Origin of the sequence: Flavobacterium sp. DSR3-2, assembly GCF_049896525.1 — a bacterium.
Taxonomy (GTDB): Bacteria; Bacteroidota; Bacteroidia; order Flavobacteriales; family Flavobacteriaceae; genus Flavobacterium.
On the sequence record NZ_JAFCUM010000020.1, the window covers coordinates 1 to 15,178 of the forward strand.

8 protein-coding genes and 2 pseudogenes are annotated in these 15,178 nt (G+C 34.4%); 2 read left to right on the top strand and 8 right to left on the bottom strand.

The window, feature by feature from the left end:
- A pseudogene (locus ACP7AV_RS16520) lies at positions 1-413 on the bottom strand (hypothetical protein); the annotation flags it as partial.
- 56 nt (positions 414-469) lie between these two features.
- On the opposite strand from ACP7AV_RS16520, the gene ACP7AV_RS16525 reads away from it, so the two are divergent.
- The gene (locus ACP7AV_RS16525; protein ID WP_426092900.1) at positions 470-919 is read left to right on the top strand and encodes a DUF932 domain-containing protein; all 450 of its coding nucleotides are present in this window, start codon (positions 470-472) and stop codon (positions 917-919) included.
- A gap of 1,559 nt (positions 920-2,478) precedes the next feature.
- Here the strand turns inward: ACP7AV_RS16525 and ACP7AV_RS16530 are convergent.
- The 6 genes from ACP7AV_RS16530 to ACP7AV_RS16555 all read right to left on the bottom strand — a co-directional run bounded on the left by ACP7AV_RS16530 (position 2,479) and on the right by ACP7AV_RS16555 (position 12,600).
- Positions 2,479-4,542 carry a glycoside hydrolase domain-containing protein gene (locus ACP7AV_RS16530; protein ID WP_426092901.1) on the bottom strand — a complete coding sequence of 688 codons (2,064 nt, stop codon included), beginning with the start codon at positions 4,540-4,542 and terminating at the stop codon, positions 2,479-2,481.
- 9 nt (positions 4,543-4,551) lie between these two features.
- Complete coding sequence (locus ACP7AV_RS16535) at positions 4,552-5,814, bottom strand: YdcF family protein (RefSeq protein ID WP_426092902.1); 1,263 nt, start codon at positions 5,812-5,814, stop codon at positions 4,552-4,554.
- Between the two features lie 56 nt (positions 5,815-5,870).
- Positions 5,871-7,535 carry a RagB/SusD family nutrient uptake outer membrane protein gene (locus ACP7AV_RS16540; RefSeq protein WP_426092925.1) on the bottom strand — a complete coding sequence of 555 codons (1,665 nt, stop codon included), beginning with the start codon at positions 7,533-7,535 and terminating at the stop codon, positions 5,871-5,873.
- Positions 7,536-7,546: 11 nt separating this feature from the next.
- Positions 7,547-10,948 carry a SusC/RagA family TonB-linked outer membrane protein gene (locus tag ACP7AV_RS16545; protein ID WP_426092903.1) on the bottom strand — a complete coding sequence of 1,134 codons (3,402 nt, stop codon included), beginning with the start codon at positions 10,946-10,948 and terminating at the stop codon, positions 7,547-7,549.
- A gap of 76 nt (positions 10,949-11,024) precedes the next feature.
- Positions 11,025-11,633, bottom strand: coding sequence for an RNA polymerase sigma factor (locus ACP7AV_RS16550; RefSeq protein WP_426092904.1), 609 nt, complete (start codon positions 11,631-11,633; stop codon positions 11,025-11,027).
- Entirely contained in the window at positions 11,623-12,600 is a 978-nt protein-coding gene (locus ACP7AV_RS16555; protein ID WP_426092905.1) for a FecR family protein, read from the bottom strand. Before ACP7AV_RS16555 ends, ACP7AV_RS16550 begins: the two co-directional genes overlap by 11 nt.
- 799 nt (positions 12,601-13,399) lie before the next feature.
- On the opposite strand from ACP7AV_RS16555, the pseudogene ACP7AV_RS16560 reads away from it, so the two are divergent.
- A pseudogene (locus ACP7AV_RS16560) lies at positions 13,400-14,285 on the top strand (IS982 family transposase).
- Between the two features lie 75 nt (positions 14,286-14,360).
- On the opposite strand, the gene ACP7AV_RS16565 reads toward ACP7AV_RS16560, so the two are convergent.
- Complete coding sequence (locus tag ACP7AV_RS16565) at positions 14,361-15,104, bottom strand: rhamnogalacturonan acetylesterase (protein ID WP_426092906.1); 744 nt, start codon at positions 15,102-15,104, stop codon at positions 14,361-14,363.
- Positions 15,105-15,178 lie beyond the last annotated feature (74 nt).

The following is a 15,178-nucleotide window of genomic DNA, read 5'->3' on the forward strand; positions in this document are numbered from 1 at the left end:
GACTGCTTTTTTTTTCTCTTTTTGACTTCTTGGGGAGCGGCAGGTCCATCGTCATCAGTATTTTGACTCTGTTTTTTATTGTCCTGCTTCTGTGAGGTATTTTGTCCTTCTGATTGCTTATCCTCTTTCGTCTGACGGTTGTCAATCCGTTTTAGATTTCCATCATATGCATTGATGGTTTTAAACTGTGGATTAGCTTCAATATAATGCTTGACTTCTTTACCGTCTTTCACGAAAGTGGCCGATTGTAAGTTTCCTTTTTTTAGGGAATCCATAAAATTTTCTTTAAATTTAGGAGTATTCAGTTCCTTGATTGGATGTTTGGACAGTGCTGCCTCAAGATCGTAACCATAATTTTGATGATACTGATTCAGTTTGAAATTGCCGGCACTGTCAGCTTCCTTAAAATCCATTTGCACCCCAAAGCAATACCGTTCGCATTCGCCACACCTCCAATGCCAAACAACGTTTGGAACAAGCACACAAGGTCATGGGCATTTCCGATATCTTGTCGGAACAAATGCAGGCTATTTTCAATTATTGGACAAAACTGCCCATTTCAGACAACGAGATTAAAAAACTTATCCAGTCTACCCTTGCACCTAGCAAAGAGGTGCTCAAAAACCTGAACGAAGGCAATGAGGACGAACTGTCTTCCTGCTTTACCAACATGGTCGATAGTGCTTTTTCTTATGCTATGAGCGACCCTACTCAATTAATGAATACTACCAAAGGAACCTTTTTCGGGGCATACAATGCCATAACAGGATATTTTCAAAATGTACGCTCTTATAAGGATGAAGAAGCCAAATTGTGTTCACTTTTAATGGGTGGTACAGGACAGCTCCGGTCACAGTCGGCTTTTAACCTTTGTACCGATTTTGCAGCCAAAGGAGTGGATGCGCTACTCTTGAATTAAACCATTAGGCCAGGCAGTATATGCTGTCTGGCCTTTTAAAAATTAGTTATAAAACTGTTTTAAAAAAATAAGAACTACCAAGAAAATGCAGTCAGGAACTTACGAGAGGCATTGGCACTCGCAGGCAGTTTAGAACACTAATAGCACAATGACAAAGCTTTTTCAAAGCTTGACAAGAATCAAAAAAAGAATTGGTAAACGTGTAATGAAAGATTGTACCGCGGGCCGCCCCGCAATAGTTCTTCCTGTCGTCAGAACAATTGCGGGGCGTTGAAAACTGAAAGCCTATTGTTTAAGGACGGATTACAAACATATGTCACTTTCATAAATTGACTAATTATGTACAGATGTTCGTTTTTAATATATACATCAACTATGCATTATACTTAAAAACAGTATTTAGGTAAAGTAAATCGCAATTTCAATCGATTATTCTTGCCTTCTCAATTAAAAAAGTGGACTTACGAAAAAGTAAACTCGTGTGAATATTCTTTTGAATGGAAATATGTATATTTACAATAATAACAAATACACGTTTTTGAGCGGCCTAATCATTCACACCATAAGTCGTAAGACAGTGAATTTTACTAACAGAAAAGTACATTCGTAAAACAGTAAAGTTCCGCAAACAGCGAAGCTCAAAAAAACAATCCTTCTACAACTTTCCTTTCTAATCCAATTCTTTTTTTAACCTTTAAAATGTAATTTCATGCCACATAATAAAAACTGCAACGAGCAAACAATTAGAAACTGCTTTTTTGAGTGGGCAAGAGAAAGCATAATACAATCTGGAACCGGTCCTAAAGGATAATTTTACAAATACTGAGGCAATCCGAATACCAAAATTTGACTACGAGGTCAAAAAAAATTACGCCAAGTTTACAAGATAACACCATTAAAATCCCAAATTAATTTAATGCCGTAACTGATAATTCGGCCTTTTCATTGCAAGGGATATAGTATCAAAAGATACAGAACAGAGAATGCTTTTTCGATTTTTAATACGACAATACGCGTCGACAGTCTGCACGGGTCAGGAGGATAGTTGGATGAGAAGGAATATATTTTCATAACTGCTTAACTATATTCATCTAGTAAAAAAGACCTTAATTAAAAATATCTATCTTAATATAAATAGCCAAAACCAAGACTTTTTTTTTAAAAAAAATAGAACTTAAATAAAGATAAAATTATTTTTAAAATACAAGCATTAAAAGACACTGATAAAGACGAGACTGTAGTCATAAAAATTATAATAGAACCACTAACCAGAGAAAATCCTTATCGTTTAGAACATGATATCTAACACCGAAATATTTTCGCAAGCATCGATCAATTCTACTAGTACACCTTTTTTCCAACGCGACCAATGGTACCTGCATAAAAATACGCAATCAAAGTTTAAGATGTTAAAATTTAACCACTTGTAAAGAATTATACCTTAAAATGCAAAATCAATAATTCTGAGTTTTAAATCAGGCTTCTCGTTTTATAGGATTGAAAATTGTAAATAAAAAATAATCAATGCTTACTCGCTATCAACTAATCATCTGAATCCCCTATTTTGAAATCCACTGATCCTCAATTCCCCAATTTTTATTAGGTAATGCTCCTGTTTCGATAATCAGGGTTCCTCCATTGGTGATCTCTTCCTGCGTCAACCAATTCCTAAATAATGGCTGACCATTTAAACGAACCGATTGAATATAAAAGTGATCTTTATTGTAATTACTAATTTTAATGTAAAATGATTTTCCGTTTTCCCAATTTAATTTTACAGTCTTAAAGATCGGAGCGGTCAAGTAGTATATCGGGCTTCCAATATTTGCCGGAGACAAACCTATACTTCGCATAACAAACCAGGAGGACATCGTACCGGCATCATCATCCATAGTGCGTACATAGGCTTGAGGTTCGTTCTTATAGATCCTTCCAATGTAGGAATCAACGCCTTTACTGTTTTCATTAAAATAAGCCTGAACGACCGTATCCAACATAATATTCCGAAACAGTTTTTGTGATTTCCAAGGTTGGGAACTCGCATTATACAGTCCCGGAACTTGTAAATCCGGCTGATTCGCATGGTTGTAATTGTCCTCGGCAAAAAACTGGTCCAATTGCTTTAAAAAAGAAACTTCTCCGCCTGTTAATTTTTTTAGACCTGATACATCAAAAGGAACAAACCAGCGATACTGCCATACCGTACCTTGATACATGCCACGCGCAGGCATTTTATCGATATCTTTCAGGGATAGATCAGCGAAATCTTTTTCCCAATAGCGTTTATAGCCTAACGCTTTATTCAAATACTTGGCACTCAATAAGGAGTCTTTGGTAATCTTCAGGATTTCCGAAAGCGCCCAACTGTCGTAAGAAGATTCCAAAGCCTTATCCGGTGTATTGTATTGCAATCGATCCACTTCTGCGATCAGGGAATCTTTTATGGTGTTAAAATCTACCGGATATCCTTTTTTATACCCGTCTAATAAAACCACAATAGCATGTTCTGTGCGCACTGTGGGTGAAGATTCGTGCTTTGTTGCCCAATTATTTTTCCCATACGGATACAAATTAGCAATAGATTTTACTATGGGTCCAAAACGTTCCGGATAAGCCAGCGAAATCATGGGCAATTGCTCGCGATAATTATCCCAAATAGCCCAGCCATTGTATATAGGGCTGTTGGATTTTTGAATGGAACCGTCAATGGCCTTATAAGTACCGTCCGTTTCTGAAACTAAAAACGGCGCTTGTAATCCTCGGTACAAAAGTGAATAAAACAATTCTTCCCGATTTTTTTCACCATCAACTTCTATTCTGTTTAAATGCTCTTTCCACTCTGCAGTTGTTTGCACAGCTAAATCCTGTATGGGCATCGTTTCTATTTTTGCTTTGGCGAAAGCCGTACTCACAGAGGAAAAACCGACACGAACGACCATTTCTTTATCATCTGCATTAGCTTCAACACGATACTGATGATCGGCAGTTTTTGTTATTGTTCCCAAATTGGAGAATTCCAGCACATAATAAATGCGATATATTCCCTTATCACAAGTGGTTTGGGTATCGATCCAGCCACTGATGCTTTTTGTTCCAATTTTATGCTCTTCGGCAACAAATCGATTTACAAAAGCGTGCGATAAATCAATATGCAGCCCCGCTCCCTTCCGCGGAAATTCATAATGATGCATTCCAAAATTATGTTTCACACTCATTTGAGCCCGAATTCCATTTTCGAATGCTACCTGATAAAAACCCGGTGAAGCTGATTCTTGTTTTTTTAGTAATAAAGTATTGGAATCATTATCCAAAATTGGTTTGATTAATAAATTGCCTCCACTTCCCAAACAACCCACTCCTTCGATACGGCTATGGGTAAATCCCAAAAATTCTTTGGCCAGATGCTCGTAACCAGAATGAATATGTGGATAAGTTTGCGGCCCTATACTCATCATATTGAAGGGAGAAGAAGCAGATGGAGACATTTGTCCGTGATCGCCAGACGTCCCTAAAAAGACATTTACTTTTTCTACTGGCGATGATGCCAAATTAGCGCTATTATTTTTTAAAGACTGGCAAGCTACTGTAACGATTGCTAATCCTAGAACGAGTATTTTTTTCATAATATATATTTATGGGTCCAATGGATCAATTGGATTTTGATGCAAGGATTCCACATTAGGTAGAAATTCTAAAGCAGTCGAATTTAGTCTTTTTAAAATAACTGCAGGCAAATAACCCAATTCTTCCGTACAACGCGCATTAAAATTTGCATTTCCGACATAATTACTATGACTACTATTTGTAACGACGATACTTTTTTTGTCAAGCGGCATATGATATGCAATCATCAACCTGGTTGCATTACGCAAATTAGTTGTGGTATGGCGGGCAAAAGGATCAATAAGAATATTTTCTTCGGGAATATGATGCACGTTCATCAATTCTTTTTTCATTTCAATCGCTTCACAAAAAGTAGCCCTAAATGGATGGGCATGACCTCCGGAAACAATAATTAAAGGGGCTTTCTTGGCTTCATATTCCAGCACACCCAATTGCAGATTTAGTTTTCCAATGGCGGACAATCGGTCTTGATAATTTTCCGGCCCGTTACCCAAAATTAAAACAGACGCGTAATCAGAAGCATCAAAATTAATTTGTTTTATATGGGCAATTGCCTTCTTATTCTCTTTTTCCTCCAAAGGTTCGTAGCGAGCCACTTCATCTCGATGGTTCATATACAAAAGTGATAAACTGAATTCTAGACTTTCCTGAAAAAACAGCGTATTTCCTTTCGGCTTCTTATTGTGAAGAAAATCAGACCACATAAAAACAGATCCTTTATAAAATTTAGACTTTACGTCATAAGAAACCGAATCCATTTTAGCATATTGAGGGGCTTCCCCAAGACCATATACCTTCATGATACGGTTCATCCCTTGAGCACAAAGTTGCCACGCTTTTAGTAATAATTCCGTATTGGCACTGTTTTTAAAATTCTCGTATTTCCCAGAAGTACGCAAATTATTTTTCACAAAATCTTGAAGTACCTTTTCGTCTTTCATCAAAATTTGAAGTTCCTCATCAATATTTTTAAGTTCTTTTTCTTCAAATTGATACCCACTAATCAAGCAGGAAATACTGTCTTTGCAGGACGTTAGTTTGGAACCAATCTCTTGCTGCTTATTCTTAAAAATTGTTTTGAAAACACTATTCTTTTCCAGAAGTTGACTAACGGCTCTATCGTTTTGAATAGCAGTCAACAAATAAAAATTCTTGTCCTGAATCAATGAACCCGATTTAGAAGAGGAATAATCCAGTTCAAATCCTTTTTCTTTTTGGCTGTAACCTGAAATATAAATAAGCGCAAGTAACAGGTAAATTATTTTTTTCATCTTTTTTTAATAAAAAATTGAGCAATCTATTTGATTGCCCAATTTATTTTAATTTTTTAAAAGCCTTTATTTTGGGTTACTGTACCTATTGGCAATGCATCAATATACCGCTGTGGTATTGGAAAATATTCATTTTTCCCTTTGGTAAATACAGCATTTGTCAAATGCGTTCTTCTAGTTTTTTCAACTTTCAAATAGGCATTTAGAACAGCATCTGCTTCTCCCCATCGAACCAAATTAAAGAAACGGTGGCCTTCCATAGCCAATTCTAAACGGGTTTCTAAATGTACCGCTGCTCTTGCGGCAATTTTATCGGTCCAAATGATGTCATACGGTTTAATATTGTAATTCGCAGCATTTGCGCTTCCATTTAAAGTTTTTACATAGGTAGAGTTAGCGGCACGATTCCGAATTTGATTCACTAAAATTCGCGCATCATCAATTTTTCCAATTTCTACAGCGGCCTCTGCTCTCCATAAAACAACTTCAGCATATCGAATAATATAATAATTCAAAGCATTTACATAAGGCCAAACAGTAACATGAAAGGCAGATTTAGCAGAAACAATTCGCTTTTTAGGGGCAAAGGCGCCATACGTTGCCAAATCTCTTGCCCAGCTATCTTGGTATAAAATGCCTAAATCCTTGTAAGGGATTCCCGGACGTCCTATTGTAACATCAATACGTGGATCTACATTATCACTTGATACAACGTTGATGTTGTTTTCCAATGGCAAACCGGTAGCATCCGTTTTAAAGGCATTCACCAGATTCTGTGTAGGACGATGAAAACCATATTGAGAATAAAATGGACCTCCTGGCGCTGATAAACGATCTCCTATACTTCCGTTGTACGAACTAGGTTGACCATCTTTAACAGAATGTTGTATAGCAAAAATTACTTCCTTATTATTATCATTTTCCGGTAAAAATATTTGCTGAAAATCAGCTAATAAGCCATAATTACTAGTCATTATTTCAGTAGTAGCGTCGTAAGCCAATTGCCATTTGTTTTGGAAAACATAACATTTAGCTAAATAAGATTTAGCGGCGATCTTGGTTGGCCGTCCCAACTCTGTTTGTGTAACGGGCAGATCGGCATACGCCAATTGAAAATCGGTTTCAATTTTAGTCCATAATTCATCTGAGCTAAAAGTCGTATTAGATTTGGCGTAATCAGCCACTGTAACCGCCGTTTCATCAATATACGGGATACGGTTGTATATTTTTTTTAACTCAAAATAAAAATGACCTCTTAAGAATCGCAATTCTGCCATTCGTTTGACTTTCAAACTGGCTTCAAATTCAGACGATGCATGTAATAAACGCATGGCTTCATTTGCCCGTTTCACCCCTTCGTAAAGTGCCACCCATTTACGTTCTATATCCAGCGTGGTTGAATTTTCGTTGTAAATCTCCATTTGGTGAATATTGTTCTGATCTCCAGTTCCACCGCCGCCTTTGTAACTGTCATCCGAAGTAACATCTCCAAAACTCCAATTCGAACTTGGTGAATTAAGGGCATTTGAGGCTCCGTCAATTTGTCCGTTTAAAACGCTGTATGCTGATATAATGGCGCGTTCTACATTAGCCGGCTTCGTCATTTCGGAAGGATCAACTTCGCCGTATGTAACTTCTTCTAAAAATGTATCAGAACAAGAACTCATTTGAAGTCCCAAAGCCAGAAAAGCTACTATTTTTATTGTGTTTTTTATTCGCATCATTTTTAAATTTAAAAGTTTAAATTACAGCCAAAAGTAAATGTTCGTGAAGTGGGATAAATTCCTCTATCGATACCTATATCAAGATTTCGGTTGCTTGAAGAATAACTTTGCAGCCCAATTTGTGGTGTCAAACCGCTATATTTGGTAATCGTAAATACATTACTCGCCTGTCCATACAAACGTAATTTCATTCCGGCTAGAACTTCTGGAGCAAAAGTATAACCCATTTGTAAATTGTTTAGTTTAAAATACGAACCATCTTCTACATAATACGAAGAAGGTCGAATGTTGTTGTTTCTGTCATCTAAAGACAATCTTGGAATAGAAGAATTAGGATTGTCAATCGTCCAGGCGCCTAATAATTCACTATCTTTATTGTAAGCAGCCTGATTAAAGAAATTAGTTTTGTATTTTGTTAGATTATAAATATCGTTTCCAAAACTTCCGTTAAAAAACATTCCTAAATCAAACTGTTTGTATTTCAAATTGATATTAAAACCCAACATGATATCCGGATGAGGAGAACCGATAAAAGCTCTGTCATTATTGTTAATTACTCCATCACCATTTACATCTTTAAATTTAAGATCTCCTGCTTGCGCATTGGGCTGCATACCATAATCGGCAACTTCTTGTTGACTGCGAAATAAGCCTTCGGAAACAAATCCATAAAAAGACCCAATAGGTTGTCCAACGGCACTTCTGGATATTTCCTGACCAAAATTTACTGTATGCAAGGAAGAACTAGGAATTCCTAAATAGGCAACACTATTCAAAGTGGTCAATTCATTTTTGTATCCCGTCAAATTTAAAGCAAGATCATAGGAGAAATCACTAATTTTATCGGCATAGTTTAAATCCAATTCAAAACCGCGGTTTTTCATTTGCCCGTCATTAATCCATTGTCCGTCATTTGTACCTCCATAAGTTAATGGAATTACATTATAGACCAAAATATCATTGGTCTCTTTGTTGTAATATTCTGCCGTAACATTTAATTTATTATCAAAAAAACCAAGATCCAACCCAATTGTTTTTTGAGTAGTAGTTTCCCAAGATAAATTAGCATTTGAAACTCGCGTTTGTGTTAATCCTGTTGAAATCACATTTTGACCTCCAATTGCATAATCAGAATAATTATTGTTATTGGAATAACTATCAACCGTAGAATAGGAAGGCAATTGTTGATTCCCGGTTTGTCCCCAACTGGCACGAAGTAAAAATGAAGTAAACGTATCTCCAAAATCAAAAAATTCTTCCTTATCTAATCTCCATCCCCCAGAGACTGCCGGAAAAGTGCCCCAGTTGTTATTGGCTAATCTTGAAGTTCCATCCCTTCTAACGGTAGCACTTACAATATATTTTTGATTGAAATTGTAATTTACCCGACCAAAATAGGAGTTCAAAGCCCATTCATTTGCAGTTCCCGTGTTTAACTGATTTTCAGTTCCGTAACTTAAGTATCTGAAATTTGGATCTTCATACAGGAAATTTTGGCGAGAAGCACCAAAACCTTCATAATAATATTTTATCGCTTCTTGCCCTAAAAGAACATCCAGATTGTGTTGACCAAATTGTTTTTGATAATTTAAAGTATTGGATATCGTAAGTTGATAATTAAAATTGTTGCTTGTCGTTAACGCATTTTTTACATTTTGCGAAAGAATCTCATTAAAAACAGGTGAAAAATCTCTGTAATTAAAACTTTGAAAGTCCAGTCCCAAAGAAGTTTTAAAAGTAAAATCACTAATTTTTACACTGGCAAATACATTCCCTAAAGCCTGAATTCGCTTTTGGTTATTGTCTTTGGCCCGCGTTAAACTTCCTAATGGATTCGAAATATCATTGATTGGGTTACCCGCAAAATTTCCGTTTATATCATACACCGGAACAATCGAAGGAAACTGTAGAGCATTGTAAACAATACTTCCCAAAGAGCTATTAGTTCCTGTTGCAACTTGCTCGGAATAAGAAGCCGTAAAGTTTTCGCCAATAGTCAGAAAATCTTTTACTTTATAACTAGAATTAAATCGCGCAGAAAAACGCTCAAATCCAGTGTGCTTTATAATTCCTTCCTGATTAAAATATCCAAGTGTAAAAGCATGTTGACTTTTTTCATCTCCTTTTGACAGCGATAAATTATAGGAATGAACCGCTGCAGGTCGCATGATTTCATCAATCCATTTTACATCACCACTGGGAATCGTATTGGCAGCGTTAAGAAAAGCTGGAATTGTTGGTGAGTTGGGATTACTACCATAAACACCACTAGCTGGTATTTTATTATCATTTTTAGTTGCTTGCCAAAGTAAATCTCCATACTGTTGCGCATTCAACATCGTAGGTAAATTAAAGGCTGATTGAACACCGGAATACCCATCAAATTGTATTTCAGTTTTACCACTTTTTCCTCCTTTTTTAGTGGTTATAACGACAACTCCATTAGCGGCACGAGAACCATAAATTGAAGACGAAGCAGCATCCTTTAATACTTGAAGCGTTGCTATATCGGCTGGATTGATCCCATTTAAACCATTGGAAGCAGGAACCCCATCAATAATTACTAAAGGATCATTATTGTTAATGGTGCTAAACCCGCGTACCCGTATAGACGAACCTCCTCCAGGGCTATTGTCACTCATGATTTGAACTCCGGGCAAACGACCTTCCAGCATTTCAGTTACATTCGCTTTAGGCTGTGATACAATCTCTTTCATTTTTACCGAAGAGACTGAGCCGGTCACATTTCTTCGTTGTTCTGTACCGTAACCCACTACTACAACTTCGTCTAATTGAGAAGCCGATTCAAAAAGCATGACTTTTATTTCTGTCTGGTTTTCAATATTGATTTCTTTAGTCTCAAATCCGATATAACTAACCGACAAAATCGTTATATTTGCAGGAATATTAATCGTGAATTTCCCATCAAAATCAGTGCTTGTCGCTATAGTTGTTCCTGCTACAAATACAGAAGCTCCGGGAATAGGCAAATTAGATTCATCTAAAACCACACCAGTGATTTTTCGGTTTTCCTGATTCTTTTTTGCAGTGCTTTTTGGAGTAATCTCAATCAATTCTTTTACCAAAACACCGTTTTTAGTGATCTTAAAATCAAGACTCACTTTGGTTTTTAAAACCGCTAATACTTGATTTAAATCTTGATTATATATGGAAATAGAAATTTTCTTTTGAAGAAAATTTTGGTCTGACATATATATAAACTTATTGTTTATCTGCTGTTCTATAAGAGTGAAAATTTGCTTTACAGAAGCGTCTTTTAAGTTTAAATTGATCTTTTCTTTTTTAGCTCTATTTTCTTCGACAATACTTGTTTTCGAAGTTTTTGAATAAGTGACCCCAACACCAAATAGTAGTAATAAGGATAAGGTTAGTATAATTTTTTGTTTCATTTTATGTATAATTATTTATTATTGTTTTTAACAAACTAAAACTGGTCTTAAAAAAATCAGTTTTTTCAACTAATTATTAGATAGAGTTTAACAAGCCTCTCTTTTTATAGGATTCCAAAGCTTTGCTAATGTATTTAAGCGCAATAGCTATATGATTTTCAACCGTTTTAGGAGTGACGTTTAAAATTTCCGCAATTTCTTTGTATTTTAAACCATCAATTCTGCTGAGTTCAAAAGCCTGACGTGATTTTTTAGGAATAACATCTAATATTTCACGTATCAAATTGGTGTTCATTTCTTTTTGTTCATTTTCAATAATCTCTTGTTCCCTACTAGGCGAAAACATAAAATTTATAGTTTTTTCTTCGTCAATTTGTTGGTAAAACTTTTCTGATTTCCGTACTGTTTTTAAACTGTTTTTTACTATTACATAGATATAAGATTTAGGGTTTTTAATTTTATCAAGAATATTTCTGTTGGTCCACAACTGAATAAAAATATCAGCGACTTTTTCTTCGACAAGACAAGGGTTCGATTCATAATTAGATCCAAAACGACACAAAGGAGTATAATACCTATTAAAGAAAAGTTGCATCGCCTCATATTGTCCATTCTGAATTTGCTGAAATAAATAATCGTCGGAAAAGCATTCACTACTGCCCATTTTTGTTTGATTAATTTTCATGGCTCTTACTTATCTCAATGTTATTTTTAATGGTTTTTTTAATACTCACATCTGAAATAAACTCTAGAGAAGTTATAAATTCATCAATGGTCTGGTTTTTAAAAGCACCTTTTATACGCTTATTTGCAATGAAAGCGTCCTTGATAATAAAATTTACTCCATAAAATTGATTGATTTTTGGGAGTGCATCTTCAAATTTATCATCGTTCAGAAAGAGTATATTATCTTTCCATGCAGCAACCTTATTAACGTCAAAGTTCCTTTTGATAACGGCTTTGGTTTTGGCATTCCAAACCAATTCTTCATTTGGTAAAAGGTTAATTTCATCCTTACTTTCTTTGAGAACTATATTTACCTTTCCTTTTGCTAAAGAAACCGTTTGATCAATGGTATTGCTGTTAATATTAAACTCGGTTCCTAAAACTTTCACATTAAAATCATTAGTATGGACAATGAAAGGGGAATCACTATTTTTTGTCACTTTAAAAAAAGCTTCTCCTTTTAACCAAATAGCTCTTTGTTCCCTAAAATCGTTGAAATATTTTACTTCACTGCCCGAATTTAAAATAACAGTACTGCTATCTGGTAAAATAAAAGTAAGCCGCTGACCTTTCGGTGCGATTCTATGATTGGTATATTCAGATTTTGTCATTCCAATGAAATAAAAGCCCAGACAAAAAACCAAAAGAAAAGCCATCGAGAGGACTACCTTATTTTTTGTGGAAATATTTACGGATTTATGTTTTTCTGGTTTATTATATTGATTCAGTATTTCTTCAAAGGAAATCGTTTGTTTTGGCAATTCACTATTAGGATAACTAATCCAAATGGTTTGAAAATTTTCAAAAATAGAAAGGAGATCATCATCTAAAGACAATTCAATTTCAAATACGGATCGCTCTGCTTTTGACATTTCATTGGCAAGATACCGCACACATTTTTTTTCCTTCTGACTAACATTCAGCATAAATATTTCCCTTTACTTATAGGAGTCAAAATAAGAGAAATACCCCTAGTTTTCAATACCATCAAATCAACACGATATTGTTAATGAATCGTTAATAGTCGATTTAGAGTGGAAATACATGCTCGTTTAGAAAAAACATATTTTGATAAAATCACTAACTCTTATAAGTAGCTAAGAACTTAGACCTCGAAACGATAGAAATACAAACGGCTATCGACAAATCATTTTATTGTTGTAAACTATCAGTATAGAACGGAACAAGAGCGACAATGGGTTTGCAAGCATAGAGGAGTTCTGGCAATACACCTGTTTAAAAATGTAACAGGTCGAATTTTATTATTGAATAGAAATTATGTTTTAGGAAACTAAATTTTGAATCAATACCAGTTCAATAATTGTAGTTAATTAGTTCAAATTTCAAACCATGAAAGATTTTTTTTATTTGGATAAATTCTTACTTATTAATATATGTAAATCGATAAGATTACATGATTTTTTACCTATAAATGGTAGGAGTAAAATCGATATTTTAATTCGAAAATAGTTTACCAGAAAGCATAAACACTGACAAAAAAAAAGGAAACAAATTCCTCTTTCTCCCCTTCTATTTTAATGCTATGTATTAAATAGCTAGATTCAAGTTACAAATGCAACTTTTTGATTAAACATATAATTTGATGTTTCAAAATTATATGTTTAACCCGTTGGGGGCAATTATTTTGAAGTAAAATAAAGGGATTAGATATTGGTCAAGACGCTGAATTTCAGTATCTTGATGTCGCCAAACAACCCAATATCTATGTCAAATATAGTAAAAAATTATTTTAGAGTTTTAGAAGTTATTACTTCTTTTAATATTGTTTTAAATACAGGAATTCGAGCTGGAAGAAGACTAAAAATGTCTGATTTAGAAATAGTTGCATTGAGCTTAACTTCTGAATATATGTCTATTGATAGTGAAAATTCATTTTTTAATCAATTACAAAAAGGAGAAATTCCTAATTTAATTGAGCGAAGTCAATACAATAAAAGGAGAAAAAAGTTATTCCATTTTACTGAAGAAATCAGACAACATTTGTATTCAAAGTTTATTGAATTTGAAAACTATTTTATAGTAGACAGTATGCCACTTGAGATTTGTAAAATGGCTAGACGTAACAGAATAAAAATATGTAAAGATGACTTTCACATTGCGCCTGACAAAGGTTTTTGTGCATCACAAAACACTTGGTTTTATGGTTATAAACTTCATGGAGTTTGTAGTATTTCAGGAGTTTTTCAATCAATAGATATTACAAAAGCAAGTGTTCACGATGTACATTTGTTAAAAGATTTAAAACATCAATTATCTGATTATGTGCTACCTGGAGACAGAGGTTATTTGTCTGCAACACAACAATTAGACTTATTTGAAAGTGCAAATATCAAATTGGAAACACCAATGAGAAAAAATCACAAAGGGTATAAAAAACAACCATATGTTTTTAGAAAATCAAGAAAAAGGATTGAAACTTTATTTTCTCAATTGTGCGACCAATTTATGATTAGAAGAAATTATGCGAAATCTTTTAAAGGTTTTAAAACAAGAATTTTGGCTAAAATAGCAGCGTTAACTTTTGTACAATTCAAGTTATAAATTTATTTTTGATAGACCAATTAATAATATTAAAACACAAATAATTTAATTACACCCAACGGGTTATGTTTAATCAAAAAGTTGCATTTATAACTTGAATCCTGCCTTATTTAACTGTTCATTTTTACAATAATTGTTTTTTTAATTTTTTAAACACAGGATTACTAATTAGCTTTATTTGATCAACAGCCAAACGTGCTATAGCCAAAGCTCCTTTTCTACTTAAATGTGTGTTATCAGACTTTCCCTCTGGATAATAGGAATTCTCACCGGGTTTAAAATGCAAATGCAGCGCTTTCGATTTTTCAGGACCAAAAGAGGTTTCCAATAATTCCGAATAATATTCTAAATCCACAAAAGGCACTTTGTATTCAAGGGCTACCAAACGAGTTTCCAGAGGATAGTCATCATGCGTACCTATTAACACTCCACTCTCATTAAAATTTCTTCTGGCAATTGATGAAAACAGGACAGGAATTGCCCCTTTTTGCCTGCTTTCACTTACAAACCGAATTAAGTTATGTCGATACGTTGTATGTGGATTTGTATACCGAGTAGAATCGGCTATTTTTTCATCATTATGCCCAAATTGTATAAAAACATAATCTCTCGGTTTTAAAACCTTAAAAACTGCTTCCCATTTTTTCTCATCAATAAAACTGCGTGTGCTTCTGCCATTTACCGCTCGATTCTTTATAATTACATTGGAATTAAAAAACAGAGGCAATACCTGTCCCCAACCGGTTTCTGGGTTTTCTTCCGGTTTTATTTTATCAGCCATTGTAGAATCACCAATAGTATAAATTGTAGTTTTTTGAGCCAGTCTGTTTAAGGAAATTAACAACGTCAAAATAAAAATAGGTTTCATAAAAATTATTTTTTTTTAATATATTACTTTACAGCAATAGGAATTGTACCTCTCTCACCAATTACGACTTCATT